Below are 19705 nucleotides of genomic sequence, written 5' to 3'. Positions count from 1 at the left end.
GGGCGCACCACCGCCCCGCGCCCCGTTCACGCCGTCCGGCGCGTGAACGGGGCGCCTTCGCGTGCCCCCCGGTTCACTTGGCGTCCGAATACCGCTCCACGACCGCCGTGGTGAACGGGAACCGCACCGGGGTCTCCCCGAAGACGATCCGTCCGGCCAGCTCGCCGGCCGCCCGGATCGCCTCGGTCACGGCGGCGGTCTCCTCGGCCGGGCAGTGCACGATCACCTCGTCGTGCTGGAAGAAGACCAGCTCGGCCCGGAGCCCCTGTCCGTGCAGGGTGCGGCGCACCCCGGCCAGCAGGAGCAGGGCCCAGTCGGCGGCGCTGCCCTGCACCACGAAGTTCCGGGTGAAGCGGCCCCTGGCCCGGGCGGTCCCGCCGTCGGACGTGGCCTCACCGCCCTCCTGGGGGATGCCCGCCTCCTCGTCCTGGCCCGCCAGCGCGACCGGGGGGCTGGTGCGGCCCAGCCAGGTCCGCACCGTCCGCCCCTCCTCGCCCGCCCGGGCCGCGTCGTCGACATAGGCGACGGCGCGCGGGAAGCGGCGGCGCAGGGCGGCCAGGTTCTTCAGCCCGTCCCCGGACGTCTGGCCGTAGACGGCACCGAGCAGCGCCAGCTTGGCGTGTTCGCGGTCGCCGTGGAACGCCCGGTCGGACAGCGCCTTGTAGAGGTCGCCGTCGTGACCGGCCACCTCCATCAGGCCCGGGTCGCGGGAGATGGCCGCCAGCACCCGGGGCTCCATCTGGTCGGCGTCCGCGACGACCAGCCGCCACCCCTCGTCGGCGACGACGGCCTGCCGTATCACCTTGGGGATCTGGAGGGCCCCGCCGCCGTTGGTCGTCCAGCGGCCACTGACCGTGCCGCCCGGCTGGTACTCCGGGCGGAAGCGGCCCTCGCGCACCCAGTCCTGGAGCCAGCTCCAGCCGTGGGCCGTCCAGATCCGGTACAGCTTCTTGTACGCGATCAGCGGCTCGACCGCCGGGTGGTCCAGCCCCTCCAGCTCCCACCGCCGGGTCGACCTCACCGCGATCCCCGCCCGCGCGAACGCCTTCACCACATCGGCGGGCAGATCGGGGCGGACCCTCCTGCCGAAGGCCGCCGACACCTCGTCCGCCAGCTCGGCCAGCCTGCGCGGCTCGCCCCCGCCCGCGTACCGCTCGCCCAGCAGCCCGTGCAGCACCTCCCGGTGGACGTCGGCGCGCCAGGGCAGCCCGGCCCGGTGCATCTCGGCCGCGACGAGCATCCCCGCCGACTCCGACGCGGTCAGCAGCCGCATCCGGTCGGGGTGCTCGGCGGCGTCGTGGCGGCGCGTCTGGTCCGCGTAGACCCGCAGCAGCCCCTCGAAGGGGACCCCGGGGCCGGAGGACGGCTCGAAGAGGGAGGACTGCGCGCCCGGTTCGGCGGAGCGGGCGGGCGGGTCCGGCGGCACGGGCGCGTTCTCCAGCCGGGCCAGCGCGGCGGCCGCGGACCGGGGCTCACCGAGCCGCCCGGCGTGGCCGAGCAGCAGGAGCTCGGCGCACTCGATGTCGTAGCACCGCTCGACGCGGACCCCGGCGGCGAGCAGCCGGGGGTAGAGCTCGGCGGTGGACCGCCACACCCAGCGCCCCACCTCGGGCCGGGAGCGGACCGCCGCGACGAGATCGGGCTCGGCCAGCACCGGTCCGGCGGGCGTGCCGTCCCGCTCCAACGGCACGAGCAGCGCCCCGCCCCCGTCCCCGGCCGCCACCGCCCACCGTTCGGTCATGGGTGCGAGTCTGGCACCCACCACCGACAACACCCCGGAACCGGGCGCTCCGCCGGCACCGCCCGGCCCGGGGACGGTCCGCCTACCCTGGTCGGATGGAACCGGTGATCGACCAGGCATGCGCGGCGGCGCTGTACGCGGAGGGCGACGCGGCCCTGGACACCGGGGCCTCCCTGCTCGCCGCCGCCCCGGACGCGGACGACGCGCTGCACCGGCGCGGCGAGGAGTTCGTGCGCCGGGCCTGGGAGCGGGGCTGGCACCCCGCCGACCTGGTCCGTCTCGTCCGGCTGGAGCTCGACGAGCGGCGGGCGGTGCTGGCGGGCACGCTGATCGCCGCCGAGACCGCCCGCTACGCCGAGCTGCCGCCCCGCTGGCGCGCCCAGCTCGCCGAACTGCCCCCGCCCGCGCCGCGCAACAGGCCCGACCGGTTCGGTTACGCCTCCGACCTGCTGGAGCTGTACCGGCTGCTGCTGCGGCTCCCCGCGATCGAGCCCGTCGGCCCGGCGCCCGGCACCGCCGCCGACCACCTCCACCGGCCGCCCGCCCCCGACGAGCCCCGCATGCTCACCCGGATCCGGGCCCTGCTGGCGAAGGCGGAGGCAACCGGCTTCCCGGAGGAGGCCGAGGCGCTGACGAGCAAGGCGCAGGAGCTGATGGCCCGGCACAGCATCGACGAGGCCCTCATCGCCGCCCGTACGCACAGCACCGAGGCCCCCGGGGCGTGCCGGATCGGGGTGGAGCCCCCGTACGAGAGCGCGAAGGCGATCCTGCTCGACGCCGTCGCCTCCGCCAACCGCTGTCAGGCCGTGTGGAACGGCGACCTCGGCTTCAGCACGGTCGTCGGCTTCGAGCCGGACCTGGAGGCCGTCGAGCTGTTGTTCACCTCGCTGCTCGTGCAGGGGACGGCGGCGATGACCCGGGCGGAGGCCGGGCAGCGGGCCTCGGGCCGTAAGCGGACCAAGACCTTCCGGCAGTCGTTCCTGATGGCGTACGCGCAGCGGCTCGGCTCCCGGCTCGCCGACAGCGCCGAACGGGCCACGGCGACTGCGGAAACCGACACCGACGCGGCCGGCGGCCCCGCCACCGGCGGCCCCGCCACCGGCGGCCTGCTCCCCGTCCTCGCCGCCCGGGACGTCGCCGTCACCGAGACCGCCGAGCGGATGTTCCCCCGGACCACCACCACCCGGGTCCGCGGCGCCACCGACCTGGACGGCTGGACGCACGGCACCGAGGCCGCCGACCGGGCCCGCATGGGTGGCGCGCGGGGCCGCACACCCCGTGGACGCGACGGCGAAATCATGGCGTAAGCCGGGCTTGTCCGTAATCCGGGCTAGGCTCGGGCCCATGAGCTGGCTCCGGGCGCTGAAGGAGACCGCCCGCTCGGGGCTGGAGATCGAGCGGCAGCGCCTCGAACCGCTCATCGCCTTCCGCGGGGCGGCCGGGCTCGCCCTCGTCGTCGGTACGAGCCTCGTCCTCTTCGGGCCCGAGATCGCGGCGAGTTCGGCGTTCGGCGCCTTCCAGGCGGCGATCGCCACCTTCCAGCGCAGCTGGCGACCCCGTCCCGTGCTCGCCCTCGTCTCCGGTGCCAGCCTCGCCGTGTCGACGTTCCTCGGCTATGTCACCGCCTCGCACCCGGTGCTGTTCCTCTGCCTGCTCGGCGCCTGGACCTTCCTCGCCGGTCTGGCCTGGGCGGCGGGCCCCACAGGCGGGATCATCGCCGCCTCCAACGTGGCGATCATGCTCGTGACGATCACCCTGCCGACCTCCGTCCTGGACGCCGCCGCCCATGCCGGGATGATCCTGGTCGGCGGGGTGGTCCAGGCGGCGCTGATCGTCCTCTTCCCGATCCGCAGATGGGGCGCCCAGCGCGACGCGCTCGCCGACGCGCTGGCGGCCGAGGCCGACTACGCCCGCAGGCTGCGCCACGACCCGGTCGCCCCCTTCGACCCGCTGCCCCTGATGACCGCCCGCAGCGCCGCCGCCGTCACCCCGCGCCAGGCCCGCCGCCGCCCCGCCGAGCTGCACGGCGCCCGGGGCATCGCGGAACGGCTGCGCCCGGTCCTCGCCTCGCTGGCCGACCCGGCGATGGGCGTCCCCGGCGACGGCCTGGAGCGGGCCTGGGTGAACGAGCTGCTCGGCGCGGCCGGGTCCGTGCTCGACGCCGCCGCCCGGGCCGTCCGGTACGGCGAACCCGTCCACCTCTCCGCCACCGACCTGGGCGTCCTCAAGACCCCCGACAACGACGTGATCCTCGTCGGCCCCGCCCTGCGCGCCGCCGACCGGCTCGCCGCCCTGCTCGACGACGTCCTGGAGATCGCGGAGGGCACCGGCACCGACAGCGGCCTGCCCGAGAACCTCGCCCCGGACACCCGGCACCGCCCGACCCTGCCGCGGCTGGTGCCGGTGGTGCTGAAGGCGATGCGCCGGGAGCTGCACCTCAGCTCCCCGATCCTGCGCCACGCGATCCGGGTCGCGGTGGTCGCCGTGGCGGGCTACTTCGTCGGCGCCGCCCTGCCGCTCGGCCACGGCTACTGGGCGCCGATGACCGCCGTCATGGTGATGCGTCCGGAGTTCTCGCAGACGTACGGCCGCTCGGTGGCCCGGTTCTGCGGCACGCTGGTCGGGATCGGGCTCGCCACCGCCGTCGTGCAGACCGCCCACCCCGACGCCCGGCTCTCCGCGCTCCTGGCGGTGGTCTGCGCCGGGCTGATGTACCTGCTGATGCGGACCGGGTACGCGGTCGGCCAGGTCTGCGTCTCCGCGTACGTCGTCTTCCTGCTCGGCATGGCGGGGGACGACTGGTCGCAGACCGTCACCGAACGCATCGTGCTGACGCTGGCCGGCGGGCTTCTGGCGATGACCGCGTACGCGCTCTACCCGGCCTGGGAGACCCCGCGGCTGCGTAACCGGCTGGCGGAGTGGCTGGTGGCGGACGGGCGGTACGCGGCGACGGTGGTCGACCGGTACGCCGACCCGGCCCACCGCGACCTGGAAGAGGTACGGGACGCCCTGATCGCCACCCGGGAGGCCAGGGTCGCCTGGCAGGAGGCGCTGGCCACCGCCCAGCACGAACCCGTACGCCACCGGGGCATCTCCCGCGCCGCCGCCACCGACGCCCAGCACGCCCTGGCCCAGCTCGGCCGGTCCGCGATGGTGCTGGAGGCCCACCTGCCGGCCCGGTCGGCCGACCCGGTGCCCGGCGCCGCCCAGCTGGCCGAGGCGCTGCGCCGGGCCACCGAGAAGGGCGCCAGGGCGGTACGGGAGCGGCGGCTGCCCGGCTGGCAGCCGGTGGTGGACGCGGTGGCCCACTGGGACATGCCGACACCGGTGCGGGACGGTACGGCGCCGGTCGGCGACCCGGTCGTGCGCCGGGGCGCGGCGCTGCTGCTGGACGCGCTGGAGGAGTTCACCCGCGCCCTGGACGAGCGCGGCGGCTCCACCCGCGTCAGCAGCACCCTGGCGGAGAGCTGAGCGGGCGGGGCCGCTCCGGAAGGCCGGGCCTCAGGACGGCGACGGTACCTCGGGAAGCTCCGGCAGCTCGGGCACCTCGGGCATCTCCGGCAGCGAGGGCAGATCCGACGGCAGCTTGCCGGGGTCGGCCCTGGAAAGGGTGTCCTCGACCCCGCCGTCCCAGGAGAGGACCAGCTTCTTGCCGTCGTTGGACCCGATCGCGCCCATCGTCCGGTCGGTGGCCCCGCCGGTGCACTTCAGCGCGAGCATCACCTCGCCCATGTCCCGCACATCGCCCTGGCACACGGCCTGGTCGGCGACGAGGGCGACCTTGCCCGCGGTGATGGATACGGTGACGTTCTTACCGTCCGTCAGCCCCACCCAGGTGCCCTCCAGCGCCGCGGCGTCCGCTTCGCCGCTCCCCGACGCCCCGTCGCCACCGGGCACCGTGCTCGCTCCGGTGTCCGCGCCGGAACCCCTGCCCGTGTCGTCGTCGCCGCCGCACGCGGTCAGCGCCAGTGCGGCGGCCAGCGCGGCGACCACGGCACCGCCGGTGGTTGCGAACCTGGTCACGTGGAGTTCCCCCTTGCTGTTCCCGGTCCTGTTCCCGGTCGAAAGACCGCGTCACGTTACCAGGATTCGTCTTGTCAACTCCGTTATGCGGGAGCGAAATAGGCGTGCCGTTCGTCTCTCTTCCGGAAGGTTTGCGGAAGGTTTCCGGAAGACCGCGGATCGCTTCCGCGGGGGGCGGAAAGCCTGTAATCAAAGCAACACCCCGCGTGCACGTGCATCTGCTCATGCATTGGCATATGAACACAGCTATGATCCGACCTAGTTGACACTTGCACTTTGCAACTCGGGGAGCGTCCTGTGCACCACGTGTACAACGGCATGGCGGCCACAGAGCTTCGCGGAGTCGTCTGGCAGAAGAGCCGGCACAGCAACTCCCAGGGATCCTGTGTGGAGTTCGCCAAACTGCCCGGAGGGGACGTGGCGATGCGCAACTCCCGCCATCCCGACGGGCCCGCGCTCGTCTACACACCGGCCGAGATCGAGGCGCTGCTGCTCGGCGTCAAGGACGGCGAGTTCGACCACCTGGCCGCCGGGGGCTGACTCCGGCGGCCAGGTGGCCCCAGGGGCCGACTCCCGTGGCCGCTAGGCTTCCTGCCCGTTCTTCGCGCAGTCCGAGAGCCGGAACAGCGCCCAGACCACCTTGCCGTACAGGGGCATCGAGGGGAGTTCACCGGCCGGTGCGGGCGACGGATGCCAGCCCCAGCCGTCGCTGACGCACTCCACCAGGAACAGGCCGCGGCCCGACTCGGCGGAGTCCGCCGCCTCGCCCGCCACCGGGCTCTGACGGCTGGGGTCGCGCACCGCGCAGACCAGCCGCGAGCTCCAGCGCATCAGATGCAGCCGCACCGGCGGGTCCTGGAACTCCCGGGGCGGGTCGCTCGGCAGTGCGTGGCGCAGGGCGTTGGTGACGAGCTCGGACACCACCAGGGCGACATCGTCGAAACGTTCGCTCAGCTCCCACCGCTCCAGGGTGGACCTGGTGAACTGCCGTGCTCCGCCGACCGCTTCGTAGCGGGCGGGCAGAGCGCAGGAGGCCGAGCCGGCGACCCCTGAGGGGTCGGTCGGGGGAAGCCCCTGCCGTAACGGCTCGAGCATCGTCGATCCATTCGTCCCCATACGAGGCACTCCCGGGATTCGCGGCTGTAGCGGCACTGCCTGTCAGCGGTACTGCGGGGGGTACAGCGGCACAACACGAGCACGCAGGTGCGCAGGGGCCATGCTTCCCAATGCGTAGGGCAGATGCAAGGGCAGATGCACGTGCACGCGCCGGACCTGCCCGACAGCGTGGTGATTCCGGCGTATTTCTTCCGTCGGGCAGTTTCGGAGCTTTCCGGACGTCTTCCCATTTCCGTAATCGAATGAGTACGGGCTGAAGCGTTTTGGTGGCAGAATCCTGGCTTCGGGGTTCTGGGGCCCGACCCGCGGAGAAGGCCCCGGCGCCCCGAGTGCCCGGTAGGCGATGGGGAGGGTCACACCAGTGTCGGCAGGCGAGTCGAGTGGATCGGTGGTGCGGCGCATCCTGCTGGGCTCTCAGCTCAGAAGGCTGCGGGAGTCGCGCGGTATCACCCGTGAGGCGGCCGGCTACTCCATCCGGGCCTCCGAATCGAAGATCAGCCGCATGGAGTTGGGACGGGTGAGCTTCAAGGCCAGGGATGTCGAGGATCTGCTCACGCTCTACGGTGTCGCGGACGACGCGGAGCGCGACGCGCTCCTCGGTCTGGCGCGCGAGGCCAACGTGGCGGGCTGGTGGCACAGTTACGGCAATGTGCTGCCGGGCTGGTTCCAGACCTATGTGGGTCTGGAGGGGGCTGCCTCGGTCATCCGGATCTATGAAGTCCAGTTCGTGCACGGCCTGTTGCAGACCGAGGCCTATGCCCACGCGGTCGTCTCGCGGGGAATGCGCGGTGCGTCGGCCGCCGACGTCGACCGCCGGGTGGCCCTGCGCCTGGAGCGCCAGAAGGCGCTCGTCTCGGAACGGGCCCCGATCTTCCACGCCGTTCTGGACGAAGCCGCCCTGCGCCGCCCGTACGGCGAGCGCGATGTGATGCGTGCCCAATTGCGGCATCTCATCGACATGTCGGAGCAACCGAACATCACCCTCCAGGTGATGCCCTTCAGTTACGGAGGGCATGCGGGAGAGAGCGGTTCGTTCACCATGCTCCGTTTCCCGGAATCCGATCTGTCGGACATTGTCTATTTGGAGCAGCTGACAAGTGCGCTCTATCTGGACAAGCCCGAGGAGGTCGCGCAGTACGAAAAGGCCATGGGAAGCCTCTGCGAGGAGAGCCCGGGCCCGGAGGAGAGCCGGGATCTCCTGCGCGGACTCCTCCAACTGACATGATGTATCAGTACGATGACGTCACATCAGGAGTCTGCGAACGCCTGCAGTAAGGGATTGCATGTCCTTCTTCCATGAACTGGCCCACCAGTACATCGATGGCGAGTGGCGCACGGGCAGCGGCTCATGGGACATCATCGATTTCAATCCCTACAACGGCGAGAAACTCGCCTCCGTCACCGTGGCCACCGCGCTGGAGGTCGACCAGGCCTACCGGGCCGCCGAACGCGCGCAGCAGGAGTGGGCCGCCACCGACCCCTACCAGCGCCGCGCCGTCCTGGAGCGGGCCCTGCGCATCACCGGGGAGCGCACCGAGGAGATCGTCGAGGCGGTCATCGAGGAGCTGGGCGGCACCCGGCCGCGCGCCGCGTACGAGGTGCGCGGCGCGACGGAGGTCCTGCGCGAGGCGATCCGGCAGTCGCTGCGGCCCACCGGCCGCCTGCTCCCGGCCGTCGGAGACGGCCGGGAGAACCGTCTCTACCGGCTCCCCGTGGGCGTCGTCGGAGTGATCAGCGCCTTCAACTTCCCCTTCCTGGTGACCATGAAGTCGGTCGCGCCCGCGCTGGCGCTCGGCAACGCGGTCGTCGTGAAGCCCCACCAGAGCGCCCCCGTCGTGGGCGGCGGGCTGGTAGCGAAGATCTTCGAGGACGCCGGGCTGCCGGCCGGACTGCTCAACGTCCTGATCACCGACAGCGCCGAGATCGGCGACGCGTTCATCGAGCACCCCGTGCCCAAGGTCATCGCGTTCAGCGGCTCCGACCGGGTCGGCCGCCACATCGCCGCCACCGCCGCCGGGTTCTTCAAGCGGACCGTCCTCGAACTGAGCGGCAACAGCGCCCTGGTGGTGCTGGAGGACGCCGACCTCGACTACGCGGTCCGGGCGGCGGTCTTCAGCCGCTTCCTCCACCAGGGCCAGGTCAGCATGGCGGCCAACCGCATCCTGGTGGACCGGTCGGTGGCCGAGGAGTTCACCGGGCGCTTCACCGCCGCGGTGGCCGCCCTCACCTCCGGGGACCCGCGGGACCCGGAGACCCGGATCGGCCCCGTCGTCGACGCCTTCCAGGCCGACGCCCTGACCTCGCTGGTCGACCGCGCGGTCGCGGACGGCGCGACGGCGCTGGTACGGGGCAGGACCCGCGGCAACGTCGTGGAGCCGACCGTCCTGACGGACCTGCCGGAGGAATCACCGCTGCTGGCCCAGGAGATCCTCGGCCCGGTGGCCCTGCTGATGACGTTCGACGGCGAGGACGAGGCCGTACGGATCGTCAACGACAGCCCCTACGGGCTGAGCGGCGCCGTGCACACGGGCGACGCGGAGCGCGGGGTGCGGTTCGCGCAGCGGATCGTGAGCGGGATGTTCCACGTCAACGACTCCACCGTCCAGGACGACCCGCTGGTGGCGTTCGGCGGCGAGAAGACCTCCGGCGTCGGGCGGTTGAACGGCGAGGCGGTCGTGGAGGCCTTCACGACGCAGAAGTGGATGTCGATCCAGCACGGGCGCTCGGTCTTCCCCTTCTGACCGGCGCCCCTCCTCACATGCCCGGCACGGCACTGCCGGCCCCGGCGGCACGGGCTACCCTAGTCAAAGTTGAATAGGAGCCCGGAAGGCGGAAGCCCCCGGGAAGGGATGGGTGTCATGTCCGCGATCCGGCTGCTGGTCCTCGGTGCTGTGCGCATGCACGGCCGCGCGCACGGCTATCAGGTCCGCAACGACCTGGAGTACTGGGGCGCCCACGAGTGGTCCAACGCCAAGCCCGGGTCGATCTACCACGCGCTGAAGCAGATGGCCAAGCAGGGGCTGCTCCTCGCGCACGAGACGGCCCCCTCCACCGTCGGCGGCCCGCCGCGTACCGAGTACGAGGTCACGGAGGAGGGCCTGGCGGAGTACCGCACCCTGCTGCGTGACGCCATCCGCTCCTACGACCAGAACCTCGACGTCCTCTCGGCGGCGATCGGGTTCATCGTCGACCTGCCGCGCGAGGAGGCGGTCGCGCTGCTCAAGGAGCGGGTGGAGGGCATGAAGGAGTGGCGGGACGCGGTCACCGAGTACTACACGCCCGAGGACGGTCCCGAATCCCTCGGCCACATCGGCGAGATCATGAACCTGTGGGTGCACTCCGCCGACACCGGCGCGGAGTGGACCCGGGGCCTGATCGCCCGGATCGAGGGCGGTGCGTACACCTTCGCGGGCGAGGGCGACCCGTTCGCCGGCGTGCTCGCCGAGGGCGAGGAGAATCCGTACGCGACGGGTGTCGCGGACCCCGGGGACAACGACTGATCACGTTCGGCGAATGGTGGAACCCGGCTTGTCCGCGAGTCGCTGGTCACGTGGGCGCTGGACGAGGTGTTCCCGTCCCTGACCGGAAAGGCCTGGCGTACGTCAGTGGTGGAAGGCCGTCGCCACTTCCCGGTCATGGCTCAACGGGTGCCTCTGCGACCGTAGTTCGGGGAGCAGCTGCCTGAGGTCCTCGACCAGCAGGGCGGCGAGGTCGGAGGAGAACCCGTTGCGGCACACCACCCGCAGCACCGACAGGTCCTGCCGGTGGGGAGGGAAGGTGTAGGCCGGGACCAGCCACCCGTGCTCCCGCAGCCGGCGGGAGACGTCGAACACGTCGTACGCGTGGACGTCCGGGTTCGTCGTGAAGGTGAAGACCGGCAGCTCGTCGCCCCGGGTGAGCAGCCGGAAGTCCCCGAGCTCCGCCACGGCCCGGGCGAGTGAGCGGGCCACGTCCCGGGAGGCCTGCTGGACCGCCCGGTAGCCGTCGTGCCCCAGGCGCAGGAACGTGTAGTACTGCGCGACCACCTGCGCCCCGGGCCGGGAGAAGTTCAGCGCGAAGGTCGGCATGTCGCCGCCCAGGTAGTTGACCCGGAAGACCAGTTCCTCCGGCAGTTCGTCCGCCGTACGCCACAGCGCCCAGCCGACTCCCGGGTAGACCAGCCCGTACTTGTGGCCCGAGGTGTTGATCGAGGACACCCTCGGCAGCCGGAAGTCCCACTCCAGCTCCGGGTCGAGGAAGGGGGCCACCATCGCGCCGGACGCCCCGTCGACGTGGACCGGGATGTCGAGGCCGGTGCGTTCCTGGAGGGCGTCGAGGGCCGCGCACAGCTCGGCGATGGGCTCGTAGGAACCGTCGAAGGTGGAGCCGAGGATGCCGACGACCCCGATGGTGTTCTCGTCGCAGAGTTCGGCGGCGGCCTGCGGGTCGAGATGGAAGCGTTCGCCGTCCATCGGGACCTGCCGGGCCTCCACCTCCCAGAAGTTGCAGAACTTGTCCCAGCAGACCTGCACGTTGACGCCCATCACCAGATTGGGCCGGGCGGTCGCCGGATACCGGTCCGCGTTGCGCTTGGCCCAGCGGCGCTTCAGGGCGAGCCCGGCCAGCATGCACGCCTCGCTCGACCCGGTGGTCGAACACCCCACGGCCGCCGCCGGATCGGGCGCGTGCCACAGGTCGGCGAGCATCGCCACGCAGCGCCGCTCCAGCTCGGCCGTGCGCGGGTACTCGTCCTTGTCGATCATGTTCTTGTCCCGGCACTCGCCCATCAGCACCCCGGCCTGCGGCTCCATCCAGGTGGTGACGAAGGTGGCCAGGTTGAGCCGGGAGTTGCCGTCGAGCATCAGCTCGTCATGGACCAGCCGGTACGCGGTCAGCGGCGGCAGCGGCCCGTCGGGGAGCTTGTGCCGGGGCGGCGCGGTGTTCATCGCCGCCGTCGGATCGGCCTCCCCGTAGAAGGGGTTGAGGGCGAGCCTGAGCCGCTCCTCGGAGTGTTCGTCCCGCTGGGGGTGGGCGCCTCGGTGGAGCGGCATGGGGGGAGTCCTCTTCCTCGGCTCTGGGCTTCTCGGCTCTCGGTCTCTCAGGCCTCGGCGGTGACGTTGACGGGCGCGGGCATGCGGAGACCTCCGGCGGGACAGCATCAGCGCGAAACCGTACGTAGCGGTACGAAGCTGACGATACGGATATCCGCCGCACCCGGCGCGCCGGGCGGACCCGCCTGTGTACGTACCTGGGCCGCCGCCTCACCGCAGCGGTGCACCCGCCCCGTCCAGCTGCATCCGGGGCCGCCCGGTCACCAGCAGCCAGGCCGGCAGGGTGGCGGCACACAGCACCGGCAGTACGGATGTGTCGCCGACCAGCACCGCCGCCGTGAACAGGCTCACCCACCCCTGCCGGGTGACGGCGAGCAGCACGCCCAGCACCGCGCAGGAGACCGCGAGCACCGGCGGTACGGCGTCGACCAGCGCGTGCGCGCAGAGCCCGAGCGCCACCCCCACGAAGACCGCAGGGAAGATGCGCCCGCCCCGGAACCCGCAGGTCGCCGCGGTCACCAGGGCGGCCGTCTTCACCACCGCCATCACCGCGAACTCCCCGGCCGACCAGCCGTCCGGGTCCCCGGCGAGCTCCTTCACCTCGTCCAGCCCCTTGAAGAGGGTGAGATGGCCGCCCAGCGCCCCGAGCAGCCCCAGCGCCAGCCCGCCGAGGGCCGGCGCGAGCACCGGGTACCGCAGCGCGCGGAAGACCCGGTGCGCCACCGGGAACGCGTACACCGCCAGCAGGCCGAGGAGCGCGCCCGCCGAGGCGACCAGCAGGGCGGAGAGCAGGTCGCCCCAGTGCGGTCCGGCGTACCCGGGCAGGGAGAGGTCGAAGCTGGGCTCCGCGATCAGCGACATGGTCAGCGCCCCCGCCGTACCGGCCGCGAGCGGGGCGAACAGCCGGTCCCAGAAGGCCCCGGGGCCCGGCTGCGAGGCGAGCGTCTCGGAGAGGATCAGCGCGGCGGCGATCGGGGTGCCGAAGAGAGCGCCGATCGTCCCGGCGGCGGCGAGCGCCACCCACAGCTCGGCCGGCGCGCCGGGCGCGGCCCGCCGGCCGAGCCGGCAGGCGAGCGCGATGTTGGCCGCGGTGATCGGGTTCTCCGGCCCGAGGCTCACCCCGCCCGCCAGCGCCAGCACGGTCACCAGGAGCAGCCCGGGGACGATGCCCGGCCGCATCGGCGCGTCCACCAGGCCGGTGGTGGCCGGATCCGGCCCGCCGTGGCCGGGCACGGCCCGCAGGACCAGGCCCACCGCGAGCCCGGTCGCGGTGAGCATCACGATCATCCAGAGCGAGGAGAACCGGCCCGTACCGAGCGCGCCGGGCAGGGTCCCCCAGAGCACGTCCTGGACCTGCTCCGCCAGCAGACTGACCCCGAGCAGGACCAGCGCGCAGACCACGCCGACGACGATCGCGGGCAGGACGAGCAGCAGGAGGCGCCGGGCGGGGGTGGGGGCGGGTCGTGGAGACGCGGAGGAGTCGAGGGCCACCGGCTCACCCTCAAGCGGCGAACAGGGCAAAACGCCCCTAGGTGGCGGGCGATGGTGCCGCGCCGCCGCCGCCGAAATCCTCGATGCCCCCGTTTGCGGCACCTCGCGCGCCCGGCCCCGCCCCACTTCGCAGGATGCGCATTCCCGCTGTGCGGCACTGGAACCACCGGCACGCATCGGGCGTTGATAGCTTGGGGCGGCCTGATGGAGCCCCCGTCACACCCCTCATCCTGGAGCCCGGACCCTTGAATACGCTTGCGCTCGGCCCGAGCTGGCTGGACCCGGACTATCTGCTCAACACGTTCGGCCTCCCCGGCCTCCTCCTCATCGTCTTCGCCGAGTCCGGACTCCTGATCGGCTTCTTCCTGCCCGGCGACTCCCTGCTGTTCACCACGGGGCTGCTGGTGACCACAGGACAGCTGAAGTACCCGCTCTGGCTCGTCTGCACGCTGATCGCCGTCGCCGCGATCGTCGGCGACCAGGTGGGCTATCTCTTCGGCCGCAAGGTCGGCCCCGCCCTCTTCAAGCGCCCGGACTCCCGCCTCTTCAAGCAGGAGAACGTGGAGAAGGCCCACGAGTTCTTCGAGAAGCACGGGCCGAAGTCCCTGGTGCTGGCGCGGTTCGTGCCCATCGTGCGGACGTTCACGCCGATCATCGCGGGCGTCAGCCGGATGAACTACCGCTCCTTCATCACGTACAACATCGTCGGAGCCATCCTCTGGGGCGTCGGCGTCACCGTGCTCGGCGCGCTGCTCGGCAAGATCGACTTCGTGCACGAGCACATCGAGATGATCCTCATCCTGATCGTGCTGATCTCCGTGGTGCCGATCGTGATCGAGGTCCTCAGAGCCCGCAGCCAGGGCAAGAAGGCCGCCGCCCAGGCGCGCAACACCCCCGGCGCACCCCCGGCCGGTCCGGCCTCCGGCCAGCGCGGCCGCCACGCCAGGCGCTGACCTCCACGCGACGACGGCCGAGCGCCGCCGCCTGCCCGCCACGACGACGCTGCCCCTCCCCGGTCCCGGGGAGGGGCACCGTCGTCGTGGCGTACGCCCGTGGGCCTCAGAACCCCCGGGTCCGCTTCGCCGCCCGGCGGCTCGCCCCGCCGACCGCACCCGGCACCCGCATGAACAGCCGGGAGATCTCGCTCCCCAGGTTCACCCCGATGGCGATGGCCAGCGCTGTGGCGACCGCCGTCGACAGCGAGGCGAGCCCCCGGTCCAGCTCGTTCTGCGCGACGCCCAGCAGACCGAAGTACGTCGCCGAACCGGGCAGCAGCGGCCCGATCGCCGCCGTGATGTACGGCAGCGAGGACGTGTACCGGTAGCGCGAGAACAGCTGCCCGAACAGGCCGACCAGACCGGCGGCCACCGCCGTCGCCGCGACCGGCGAGATGTCCCCGGTCCGGGCCAGCGCCCCGTAGATGATCCACGCGACACCGCCGTTGAGGGTGACCGCCAGCACCGTGGACCGCTCCTGCTGGAGCAGCACCGCGAAGGCCAGGCTCAGCGCCATCGACGCCAGGATCTGGAGCACCGGCCGGTCGTTGGGCACGAACTGCGCCTCGGGGTTGAGCGCGGCCCCCAGCTGCACCCCCAGGTACAGGACGATCAGCACACCCGCGACGATCCCGATGAAGAAGTACATGACCTCCAGCAGACGGGCGGAGGCGGTGATGTAGTAGCCGGTCAGCCCGTCCTGCACCCCCGCCACCAGCGCCCGCCCCGGCAGCAGCGCGAACAGCCCACCGGTGATCACCGCGGAGGGGCGGATGTCCGTCGAATGGGTCAGCGTCAGCGCCACCCCCATCGCGGCGGGCGGCATCGCGGCCACCGTGAACTGGTAGAACTCCGGCAGCCCGCGCCCGGCGCACAGCCACGCCAGCCGGTCGCCGAGCATCGCGCCCGCCGCCGCCACGACGAAGACCAGCACCCCGCCGCCGACCAGCACGGAGGCCGAGCCGGCCAGCAGCCCGGCGGCCGCCGTCAGCACCCAGCCCGGGTACGGGTGCCGGTTCCTGCGGATCTCCGCGAGCCGCCGGTAGGCCTCCTCCAGGGAGATCTCGGTGTCCTCGCTGGTGATGTCGTCGACCAGCCGGAAGACGGCCGCCAGCCGGGTGTAGTCGGTGCCCCGGCGGCGTACGGTACGGCTCGCCGTCACCGGGTCGTCGACCAGCGACGGCTGGTGCGAGATGGACAGCAGCGTGAAGGTGACGGTCGGCTCGCTGCGGTCCAGCCCGTACGAACGGGTCACCGCGAACATCGCCGCCTCGACGTCCTCGGCGCCCTCACCACCGGCCAGCAGCAGCTCCCCGATACGCAGCGTCAGGTCCAGCACCCGCGGCACGGCGGGACCGGTGTCGTCGTCGGTGCGCTGGATGGCCTCCGGCGCCGGGCGCTCGGTCACCGGCATCCGCAGCATCGTGCGCATCCGGTCCTGCCAGGGCGCCTCCTTGGTCAGCTTGACCATCGGAATGCCCTGCGCCGGGGTGAACGCGGGCGGCGCCTGCTGGGCGTGGTACGCGCTCGGCGGGGTGAAAGCGGAACTCAGCGTGTCCGAACCCGAGCCGCCCCCGGAGCCGCCGCCGGAACCCGCCGATCCGCTCGCCTCGGGGTGCACCCCGGTCGGGATCGCGAACTCCGAAGTCGGATGGTCCTCCTCGGGCGGTGACACCGGCTGCATCGTCCCGGCGGGCGGTGCGAAAGCGCTCCGTGCCTCGTCGGACTGGGGCTTCTGGTCCTCCGGACCGCCCGATTCCGCCACCACTCGACCTCGTTCCTGCTCGGCTGCATCTTCCGGGCGCACGTGTGCCCAGTATGGCCACCGGCATGGGCCCCGCATGACGAGGCGTCCGCTCAACGGCGACGGGCGGCACACCCATGAGGGTGTGCCGCCCGTCGCCGTACGGCCGTCCGGCTCACAAACGGAACCGGAAGGGGAACGTCAGTGCTTGTTGCCCTGGGCCTCAAGACGCTTGTACGAGGCCTCGATCTCGGCCTCCGCCTCGGTACGGCCGACCCAGTCGGCGCCCTCGACGGACTTGCCCGGCTCCAGGTCCTTGTAGACCTCGAAGAAGTGCTGGATCTCCAGGCGGTCGAACTCCGACACGTGGTGGATGTCGCGCAGGTGCTCCACACGCGGGTCGGACGCCGGGACACACAGCAGCTTGTCGTCGCCGCCGGCCTCGTCCGTCATCCGGAACATGCCGATGGCACGGCACTTGATGAGGCAGCCGGGGAAGGTCGGCTCGTCCAGAATGACCAGTGCGTCCAGCGGGTCGCCGTCCTCGCCGAGGGTGTTCTCGACGAAGCCGTAGTCGGCCGGGTAGCTGGTCGAGGTGAAGAGTCGACGGTCCAGGCGGATCCGACCGGTCTCGTGGTCCACCTCGTACTTGTTCCGCGAACCCTTCGGGATCTCGATGGTGACGTCGAACTCCACGGGTGGCTCCTCCATGATCAACACATACGACGGGTGATTAAGTGTCCCCCACGCAGAAGAGTGCTCGCGAAAGGGGCTGGTCAACGGTGGCCGAGCCGGTGGAAAGACCGTCGAACCGCCCGTCGGGCCCCTGGGGCAGGCTCAAGGACCTGAAGAGCAAGCGCAGCGGGTCCGACACCTGGCAGGTCGTCGCAGGCTCCGCCGTGCTCGGCCTGGTCGTGGCCACCGGCGCCGTCCTGGCCGCCGGTCCCTGGGACAACGGCCAGCGTAAGGCCGAGCGGCAGCTGGCAGCCGCCACCGACCGTACAGGTGGCGCACATCACGGCCGCCGGCTCCCCGGCGCCCCGGAACGGGCCCCCAGCGCCGCCGCCGTCCTCGGCGCCCTCGACGGCTCCGTCACCCGTTCCGCCCCCCAGGACCCCGCGAATCCACGCACCGCCCTCGCCCGGCTCATCGGCGCACCCGCGCTGGGCACCGTGACCGCCGCCTCCGTCGTCGACACCGCCACCGGCAAGCAGCTGTACGGGCACGGCGCCACCGCCCCGATGACCCCGGCCTCCACCATCAAGATCGCCACCGCCACCGCGGCGCTCTCCGCCCTCGGCCCCGACCACCGCATCGCCACCACCGCCCGGCTCTCGAAGGACGCCCGCACCCTCACCCTCGTCGGCGGCGGCGACCCCACGCTGAGCGGGCCCGCCCTGCGCTCGATGGCCACCGCGGTCGCCGCGGCCCTGCGCGAGAGCGAGGAGAACGGCGAGGGCGACCGGACCTCCGTACGCCTCACCTACGACACCTCCCGCTACACCGGGCCCGAACGCCACCCCATCGGCCCCAACGACAACATCGCCCCCGTCACCGCCCTGATGGTCGACGAGGGCCGCCTCGACGGCACGGACCGCGGCCACGCCCCCCGTACCGACGACCCGGCCGGGGACGCGGCCCGCGCCTTCGCCGCCCAGCTCCGCAAGGCGGGCGTCAAGGTCACCGGCAAGCCCCGTGAGGCCCGCCCGGCCGCCGGGGCCCGCACCGTCGCCACCCACCACTCCGCCCCGCTCTCCGCCCTCGTCGAGCGCACCCTCACCAACAGCGACAACGACCTCGCCGAGGCACTCGCCCGGCAGACCGCCATCGCCGCCGGCGAGAGGGCCGACTTCGCCGGGGCCCGCCGCGCCGTCACCGCCGAACTCAAGAAGCTCAAGGTGCCCACCACCGGAGCCCACCTCGCCGACGGCAGCGGGCTCGACCGCAAGGACCGGGTCACCGCCGAGCTCCTCGCCACCCTGCTCGACCGCGCCGCCGACCGGGACCGGCCCGAACTGCGCCCCGTCCTCACCGGCCTCCCCGTCGCCGGCTTCAGCGGCACCCTCAGCACCCGCTACCGGGACGCCCCCGGCGCCACCGGCCTGATCCGCGCCAAGACCGGCACCCTGCGCGGCGTCAACGCCCTCGCCGGAACCGTCGTCGACCCCCAGGGCCGGCTGCTCGCCTTCGCCTTCCTCGCCTCCGGCACCCTCTCGGCAGCCGAGGCCGAACCCGCCCTCGACGCCCTGGCCGCCGCACTCGCCGGACCCGGCGGCTGAGCCGCCCCGACCCCCGAAGAGCCGTGCAAGACCCCACCACCGGGCGAAGGCCTCACGTACGGTTGACACATGACGAGCTTCGGTGGAGCAGGCATGGTCGACTGGAACCTCGCGGTCGCGACAGCGACCCGGCTGGTGCGGCCCGGGCCCGATATCAGCCGCGAGGAGGCCCGCGCCGTCGTCGCCGAGCTGCGCCGGCACGCCAAGGCCTCCGAGGAACACGTCCGCCTCTTCACCCGGATGATCCCGGAAGGAACCGAACCGGAGGACACCCCCGTCCTGGTCGTCGACCGGGCCGGCTGGATCAAGGCCAACGTCGCGGGCTTCCGCGAACTCCTGCGCCCGCTGCTCGCCAAGATGGAGAGCCGCCGCTCCGGCGGACCCGGCGGAGCCGTGCTCGGCGCGGTCGGCGGCAAGGTCACCGGCGTCGAGCTGGGCATGCTGCTGTCGTTCCTCGCCTCCCGCATCCTCGGCCAGTACGAGACGTTCGCCCCCGCCACCCGGGAGCTCCCCGGCTCCGCCGACGGCGGCGGACGGCTGCTCCTGGTCGCCCCCAACATCGTCCACGTCGAGCGGGAACTCGACGTCGACCCGCACGACTTCCGGCTCTGGGTCGCCCTCCACGAGGAGACCCACCGCACCCAGTTCACCGGCGTCCCCTGGCTCCGCGACCACCTCCAGGGCGAGATCCAGACCTTCCTGGACGAGACCGACGTCGACCCGGCGACCTTCCTGGAGCGGCTGCGCGAGGCCGCCCAGTCGCTCTCCGGCGCCGGCCGCCCCGAGGGCGAGCAGGGCGAGGAGAGCGGACGCAGCCTCGTCGACGTCGTCCAGAGCCCCGCACAGCGCGAGGTGCTCGGCCGGCTGACCGCCGTGATGTCCCTCCTCGAAGGCCACGCGGACTACGTGATGGACGGCGTCGGCCCCGAGGTCGTCGGTTCCGTCGCCGAGATCCGGGAGAAGTTCCAGCGCCGCCGGGCCCAGGGCGCCGGCCGGCTCGACCAGGCGCTGCGCAGGCTGCTCGGCCTGGACGCCAAGCTCCGGCAGTACAAGGACGGCGAGAAGTTCGTACGATCGGTCGTCGAAGAGGTCGGCATGGACGGCTTCAACCGCGTCTGGACCTCGCCCAACACCCTCCCGACCAAGGCCGAGATCGCCAAACCGGCGGAGTGGGTCGCGCGGGTGCACCGCACAGCGGAGTCGTGACCCTTTTCCGGCCCAGGACCGGGAATCCGCCCTCCAATCACCCATCCGAGGGACCATGAGGGCATGGGAAGGCGTGCAAT

At 72.5% G+C, this 19705-nt stretch carries 16 protein-coding genes; 9 read left to right on the top strand and 7 right to left on the bottom strand.

What is annotated here, in order from left to right; genetic code table 11:
* Positions 1 to 73: 73 nt before the first annotated feature.
* Entirely contained in the window at positions 74 to 1741 is a 1668-nt protein-coding gene (locus ACIQAK_RS28110) for a bifunctional 3'-5' exonuclease/DNA polymerase (RefSeq protein WP_366391781.1), read from the bottom strand.
* Between the two features lie 95 nt (positions 1742 to 1836).
* Between ACIQAK_RS28110 and ACIQAK_RS28105 the strand changes: the two genes are divergently transcribed.
* Positions 1837 to 3048 (top strand): DUF2786 domain-containing protein, encoded by a 1212-nt coding sequence (locus ACIQAK_RS28105; RefSeq protein WP_366391782.1) that lies wholly within the window; start codon positions 1837 to 1839, stop codon positions 3046 to 3048.
* Positions 3049 to 3085: 37 nt separating this feature from the next.
* Entirely contained in the window at positions 3086 to 5212 is a 2127-nt protein-coding gene (locus ACIQAK_RS28100; protein ID WP_366391783.1) for an FUSC family protein, read from the top strand.
* Between the two features lie 30 nt (positions 5213 to 5242).
* Here the strand turns inward: ACIQAK_RS28100 and ACIQAK_RS28095 are convergent, their stop codons facing one another.
* Positions 5243 to 5764 (bottom strand): hypothetical protein, encoded by a 522-nt coding sequence (locus ACIQAK_RS28095; protein WP_366391784.1) that lies wholly within the window; start codon positions 5762 to 5764, stop codon positions 5243 to 5245.
* A gap of 297 nt (positions 5765 to 6061) precedes the next feature.
* Between ACIQAK_RS28095 and ACIQAK_RS28090 the strand changes: the two genes are divergently transcribed.
* On the top strand, positions 6062 to 6304 hold the full coding sequence (locus tag ACIQAK_RS28090) for a DUF397 domain-containing protein (RefSeq protein WP_366391785.1): 243 nt from the start codon (positions 6062 to 6064) through the stop codon (positions 6302 to 6304).
* A gap of 42 nt (positions 6305 to 6346) precedes the next feature.
* Here ACIQAK_RS28090 and ACIQAK_RS28085 read toward each other — a convergent pair whose 3' ends face one another.
* A complete protein-coding gene (locus tag ACIQAK_RS28085) occupies positions 6347 to 6859 on the bottom strand; it encodes an ATP-binding protein (RefSeq protein WP_366391786.1) in 513 nt (170 codons plus the stop codon).
* Between the two features lie 364 nt (positions 6860 to 7223).
* Here ACIQAK_RS28085 and ACIQAK_RS28080 point away from each other — a divergent pair, with 364 nt between their 5' ends.
* The 3 genes from ACIQAK_RS28080 (at position 7224) to ACIQAK_RS28070 (ending at position 10380) form a co-directional block, all read left to right on the top strand.
* A complete protein-coding gene (locus ACIQAK_RS28080) occupies positions 7224 to 8105 on the top strand; it encodes a helix-turn-helix transcriptional regulator (protein ID WP_366391787.1) in 882 nt (293 codons plus the stop codon).
* A gap of 58 nt (positions 8106 to 8163) precedes the next feature.
* Positions 8164 to 9621, top strand: a complete 1458-nt coding sequence (locus ACIQAK_RS28075; protein WP_366391788.1) for an aldehyde dehydrogenase family protein — start codon at positions 8164 to 8166, stop codon at positions 9619 to 9621.
* A 117-nt stretch (positions 9622 to 9738) separates the two neighbouring features.
* A complete protein-coding gene (locus tag ACIQAK_RS28070) occupies positions 9739 to 10380 on the top strand; it encodes a PadR family transcriptional regulator (RefSeq protein WP_366391789.1) in 642 nt (213 codons plus the stop codon).
* Between the two features lie 102 nt (positions 10381 to 10482).
* Here ACIQAK_RS28070 and ACIQAK_RS28065 read toward each other — a convergent pair whose 3' ends face one another.
* Both ACIQAK_RS28065 and ACIQAK_RS28060 read right to left on the bottom strand, forming a co-directional pair.
* Positions 10483 to 11910, bottom strand: a complete 1428-nt coding sequence (locus ACIQAK_RS28065) for a glutamate decarboxylase (RefSeq protein ID WP_366391790.1) — start codon at positions 11908 to 11910, stop codon at positions 10483 to 10485.
* Between the two features lie 210 nt (positions 11911 to 12120).
* Positions 12121 to 13401, bottom strand: coding sequence for an ion channel protein (locus tag ACIQAK_RS28060; protein WP_366391791.1), 1281 nt, complete (start codon positions 13399 to 13401; stop codon positions 12121 to 12123).
* A gap of 245 nt (positions 13402 to 13646) precedes the next feature.
* On the opposite strand from ACIQAK_RS28060, the gene ACIQAK_RS28055 reads away from it, so the two are divergent.
* Positions 13647 to 14354 carry a VTT domain-containing protein gene (locus ACIQAK_RS28055; RefSeq protein WP_366391792.1) on the top strand — a complete coding sequence of 236 codons (708 nt, stop codon included), beginning with the start codon at positions 13647 to 13649 and terminating at the stop codon, positions 14352 to 14354.
* A 106-nt stretch (positions 14355 to 14460) separates the two neighbouring features.
* Here the strand turns inward: ACIQAK_RS28055 and ACIQAK_RS28050 are convergent, their stop codons facing one another.
* Positions 14461 to 16164: a threonine/serine exporter family protein gene (locus tag ACIQAK_RS28050; RefSeq protein ID WP_366391793.1), complete on the bottom strand. Its 1704-nt coding sequence runs from the start codon at positions 16162 to 16164 to the stop codon at positions 14461 to 14463.
* 177 nt (positions 16165 to 16341) lie between these two features.
* On the bottom strand, positions 16342 to 16836 hold the full coding sequence (locus ACIQAK_RS28045; RefSeq protein ID WP_366391794.1) for an inorganic diphosphatase: 495 nt from the start codon (positions 16834 to 16836) through the stop codon (positions 16342 to 16344).
* An 86-nt stretch (positions 16837 to 16922) separates the two neighbouring features.
* Here ACIQAK_RS28045 and dacB point away from each other — a divergent pair, with 86 nt between their 5' ends.
* Entirely contained in the window at positions 16923 to 18419 is a 1497-nt protein-coding gene (dacB, locus tag ACIQAK_RS28040) for a D-alanyl-D-alanine carboxypeptidase/D-alanyl-D-alanine-endopeptidase (RefSeq protein ID WP_366391795.1), read from the top strand.
* 69 nt (positions 18420 to 18488) lie between these two features.
* On the top strand, positions 18489 to 19625 hold the full coding sequence (locus ACIQAK_RS28035; RefSeq protein WP_366391796.1) for a zinc-dependent metalloprotease: 1137 nt from the start codon (positions 18489 to 18491) through the stop codon (positions 19623 to 19625).
* Positions 19626 to 19705: the final 80 nt, after the last annotated feature.

It is taken from the genome of Streptomyces sp. NPDC088706 (genome assembly GCF_044752765.1).
Classification (GTDB): domain Bacteria; phylum Actinomycetota; class Actinomycetes; order Streptomycetales; family Streptomycetaceae; genus Streptomyces.
The sequence above is the reverse complement of the archived record's forward strand: the minus strand, read 5'-3'. Positions and strand labels throughout refer to the sequence as shown.

Coding starts and splice junctions, on each gene's coding strand:
- ACIQAK_RS28110 (WP_366391781.1), bottom strand. CDS start 1,741: ATGACCGAACGGTGGGCGGTGGCGGCCGGGGACGGGGGCGGGGCGCTG.
- ACIQAK_RS28105 (WP_366391782.1), top strand. CDS start 1,837: ATGGAACCGGTGATCGACCAGGCATGCGCGGCGGCGCTGTACGCGGAG.
- ACIQAK_RS28100 (WP_366391783.1), top strand. CDS start 3,086: ATGAGCTGGCTCCGGGCGCTGAAGGAGACCGCCCGCTCGGGGCTGGAG.
- ACIQAK_RS28085 (WP_366391786.1), bottom strand. CDS start 6,859: ATGCTCGAGCCGTTACGGCAGGGGCTTCCCCCGACCGACCCCTCAGGG.
- ACIQAK_RS28080 (WP_366391787.1), top strand. CDS start 7,224: ATGGGGAGGGTCACACCAGTGTCGGCAGGCGAGTCGAGTGGATCGGTG.
- ACIQAK_RS28075 (WP_366391788.1), top strand. CDS start 8,164: ATGTCCTTCTTCCATGAACTGGCCCACCAGTACATCGATGGCGAGTGG.
- ACIQAK_RS28070 (WP_366391789.1), top strand. CDS start 9,739: ATGTCCGCGATCCGGCTGCTGGTCCTCGGTGCTGTGCGCATGCACGGC.
- ACIQAK_RS28065 (WP_366391790.1), bottom strand. CDS start 11,910: ATGCCGCTCCACCGAGGCGCCCACCCCCAGCGGGACGAACACTCCGAG.
- ACIQAK_RS28035 (WP_366391796.1), top strand. CDS start 18,489: ATGACGAGCTTCGGTGGAGCAGGCATGGTCGACTGGAACCTCGCGGTC.